At 68.5% G+C, this 3,700-nt stretch carries 4 protein-coding genes; 1 reads left to right on the plus strand and 3 read right to left on the minus strand.

What is annotated here, in order from left to right:
• A partial coding sequence (locus ABNT58_RS12350; protein WP_348753775.1) for a PepSY domain-containing protein occupies nucleotides 1-359 on the plus strand: 359 nt, incomplete at its 5' end.
• A 146-nt stretch (nucleotides 360-505) separates the two neighbouring features.
• Here the strand turns inward: ABNT58_RS12350 and ABNT58_RS12355 are convergent.
• From ABNT58_RS12355 to ABNT58_RS12365, 3 genes are all read right to left on the minus strand, one after another.
• The gene (locus ABNT58_RS12355; RefSeq protein WP_348753776.1) at nucleotides 506-1,435 is read right to left on the minus strand and encodes a DUF808 domain-containing protein; all 930 of its coding nucleotides are present in this window, start codon (nucleotides 1,433-1,435) and stop codon (nucleotides 506-508) included.
• Between the two features lie 36 nt (nucleotides 1,436-1,471).
• A complete protein-coding gene (locus ABNT58_RS12360) occupies nucleotides 1,472-2,089 on the minus strand; it encodes a DUF1415 domain-containing protein (RefSeq protein ID WP_348753777.1) in 618 nt (205 codons plus the stop codon).
• The coding region (locus ABNT58_RS12365) for a M3 family metallopeptidase (RefSeq protein WP_348753778.1) at nucleotides 2,089-3,700 on the minus strand (1,612 nt) is incomplete at its 5' end. The genes ABNT58_RS12365 and ABNT58_RS12360, both read right to left, overlap by 1 nt.

The following is a 3,700-nucleotide window of genomic DNA, read 5'->3' on the forward strand; positions in this document are numbered from 1 at the left end:
AGATGCGCTTCAGCGACTACCCGCCTGCCGCCAAGCTCACCCGCTGGGGCATCGACGGCCATATGGGCATCCTGTTCGGTCTGCCCAATCAACTGCTGCTGGCCACGCTGGGCATCGGCATCATGACCATGGTGGGCTGGGGCTACGCCATGTGGTGGCGCCGCCGCGCCCTGAACCGCGACAGCCAGACGCTGTGGCAGGCACTGCTGGAATTGCCACTATCGGTGCTGGCGCTCATCTCTCTGGTGGCCCTGCTGCTGGGGCTGGCGATGCCGGTGATGGGGGTAAGCCTGATCGTGTTCCTGACGGTGGACGCACTACGCACCCTGGTCGCGGCACGCCGTAGCGCCACCGGCTAGGCCTCAACGGACCATCAGCAAAGACAAGTAAGGGCCATCGGCCATCACCTAAAAAGGGCGACCCGAGGGTCGCCCTTTTTGCTTGATACCAGGAACACGCTTTCTTCGTCGGGTACATCATGTGCATCGTCGAAGGGCGTTGGCATTCAGTGCCCCTTGCCCCGAAGCCGCTGGACGCCGGTCCAGACGGCGACCAGGGCAGCGCCCACAGCCAGGCCGAACAGGCCGTTCCCCAGCATTGGCACCAGCCCGTGCATGATGGCGTCGAGGCCAGGAATGGCTACCTCGGTCTCGGCCAGCCCCTCGATCCAGTGGCCAACCACCGGAATGCCGTGGGCGAGAATACCACCACCGACCAGGAACATCGCCAGGGTGCCGAAGATCGACAGCCCCTTCATCAATAGCGGTGCGCCCTTGAGCAGTCCTCGCCCCAGGGCCTGTGCCAGTCCACCGTCTTTCTGCGTCAGGTAAAGTCCCAGGTCGTCGAGCTTGACCAGTCCCGCCACCAGGCCGTAGACGCCCACGGTAATCAGCAGGCCGATGGCCACCAGCACCGCGATCTGCTGACTCAGGGGGGCAGCGCTGACGGTACCCAGCGCGATGACGATGATCTCCGCCGAGAGGATGAAGTCGGTGCGGATGGCGCCCTTGATCTTGTCGCGTTCAAAGGCCTTCATGTCGGTCTCGCCGTCGGCCAGGGCCGCCAGACGCGCCTGGCGCTCCTTCTCGGCGTCTTCCTTGTGCAGGAACTTGTGGGCCAGCTTTTCGGCGCCCTCGAAGCACAGAAAGGCCCCGCCAAGCATCAGCAGTACCGTCACCAGCCAGGGCACGAAGGCGCTGATCAACAGCGCGCCGGGAATGAGGAAACACTTGTTGAACAGCGACCCCTTGGCCACCGCCCACACCACCGGCAGCTCGCGGTCGGCGGTGACGCCGGTGACCTGCTGCGCATTGAGCGCCAGGTCGTCGCCCAGCACGCCGGCCGTTTTCTTGGTGGCCACCTTGGTGAGCACGGCCACGTCGTCCAGCACCGAGGCGATGTCGTCGATCAGGGCAAGCAAGCTGGAACCGGCCATGGGGCACCTCGTGGGTCTGGGTCTGCGGGCGCGCCTTCAGTCGCGCCCTGGCGGCGTTGCAGCAATCGCCGTGCGTGCATCGGCCCGCCAGCGCTCACGCAGGGCTTCCCAGCCGTCGTGGCCCAGCGCGGCCAGGGTGCGCTGGTTGGCTTCGTAGATGGCTTCCGGCTCGGGGAACGCCTCCACCGCGCGGTCGATGCTTTCTTCGCGCAGCAGGTGCAGCATCGGGTAGGGGCTCTGGTTGGTGGCGTTCTCGATCTCGCCGGGCTCGGTGCCCGCGAACCGGTACTGCGGGTGGAAGCTGGCCACCTGCAGCACGCCGTCCAGGTCCAGCTCTTCCACCAGGGCCTCGGCCGCGTCCAGGAACTGGTTGTAGTCGTCGAAATCGGTGAGCGCCGCGGGGTGGATCAGCAGGCAGGTGTCCACTTCGGCCGCATCGGTGGCAGCCAGCTGCTGCAGCTCGTCGGCCAGCTGCTGAAGCAGCACTTCAGGGTCGGCCGATTCGCACACCGCATAACGCACCTGGCCGCGCACATGCACGGCCTTGGCGAAGGGGCACAGGTTGAGGCCGATGACCGCATGCTCGAGCCAGGCACGGGTCTCGGCGATGGCCTGGTCGGCCGTCACTGGGCCGCTGGTGGGCAGCGCGGCCATCAGGCGGCCGCCCCGGTGTCTTGCAGCAGGCCGCGCTGGCGCAGCATCGGCTCCACCTGGGGGCCACGGCCGCGGAAGGCGGCAAAGGCCTGCTCGGGCGCCACGGTGTTGCCGGCGGCGTAGATGTGGCGCAGCAGCCGGCCGGCCACCTCGGCATCGAAGGGGCTGCCCGCCTCCACAAAGGCGCCGTAGGCATCGGCATCCAGCACTTCGGCCCACAGGTACACGTAGTAGCCGGCCGCATAACCATGGCCGGCGAAGAGGTGCTGGAAGTGGGTGAAGCGGTGGTTGACGCCGGCCGCCTGCGGCAGGCCACGCTGGGCCAGCACCGCGGCCTCGAAGGCCACCGGGTCGGCAGGCAGCTCGGCCAGCGGCAGCGCATGGGCCGCCATGTCGGTGAGCGCGCTGCCCACGTAGCGCACCGCCTCATAGCCCTGGCCAAAGCGTTCGGCCGCCTGCAGCCGCTGGATCAGCGCCTGCGGAATCGGCTCGCCGGTGTGCACGTGGCGGGCATGGCGCTGCAGCACCTCGGGCTCGGTGGCCCAGTGCTCGTACAGCTGCGAAGGCAGCTCCACGAAATCGCGCAGCACCGCGGTGCCGCTCAAGCGCTCGTAGGTCACGCTGGACAGCAGGCCATGCAGGCCATGGCCGAATTCATGGAACAGCGTGCGCACGTCGTCGAAGCTCAGCAGCGTGGGCTCGCCGGCCGCGGCTTTGGCGAAGTTGTTGTTGTTGACGATGATGGGCAGCACCGTGCTGCCGTTGCGGTGCTGCACGCGGTAGGCGCTCATCCAGGCGCCGCTGCGCTTGCTGGGCCGCGCGAAGTTGTCGTGCAGGAACACGCCGATGGCCTGGCCCTGCGCATCGCGCACTTCATAGGCCTTGACGTCGGGGTGGTACAGCGGCGCGCCGGCCAGCTCGGTGAACTGCACGCCGAAGAGGCGCTGCGCGCAATCGAAGGCAGCGGCCACCATGCGGTCGAGCGCGAAGTACGGCTTCACCTCGGCATCGTCGATGGCGTAGTGGCGCTGGCGCACCTGCTCGGCCCAGTAGCGCCAGTCCCAGGGCTCCAGCGTGCCGGTGTCGCCGGCCTCGGCGCGCAGCGCATCGATCTGCGCGCGCTCGCGGCCCATGGTGTCCACCGCGCGGGTCCACACGTCGTCCAGCAGTTGGGCCACGGCGGCCTGCGTGCCGGCCATGGTGTCGGCCAACGTGAAGTCGGCGAAGCTGGCGTAGCCATGCAGTGCGGCGCGCTCGGCGCGCAGCGCCAGGATCTCGTGCACCAGCGCGCGGTTGTCGGTGGGGCCGGCATGTTCGCCGCGGCTGGTCCAGGCGCGCCATGCCTGCTCGCGCAGGTCGCGCCGGGCACTGAAGGTCAGGAAAGGCACCACCAGCGAACGCGACAGCGTGATCACCGGCCAGGCCAGTTCGCGCGCCCGCGCGGCCTCGCGCGCGGCGGCCAGCACGAAGTCGGGCAGGCCGGCTTCGTCTTCAGGCGTGCGCAGTTCCAGGCGGTAGGCCGATTCATCGGCCAGCACGTTCTGGCCGAACTGCGTGGTCAGCGTGGCCAGGCGCTCCATGATCTGCGCATGGCGGGCGCGGGCCTCGGGC

Origin of the sequence: uncultured Aquincola sp., from assembly GCF_964001545.1 — a bacterium.
In the GTDB taxonomy this organism is placed as follows: domain Bacteria; phylum Pseudomonadota; class Gammaproteobacteria; order Burkholderiales; family Burkholderiaceae_C; genus Aquincola.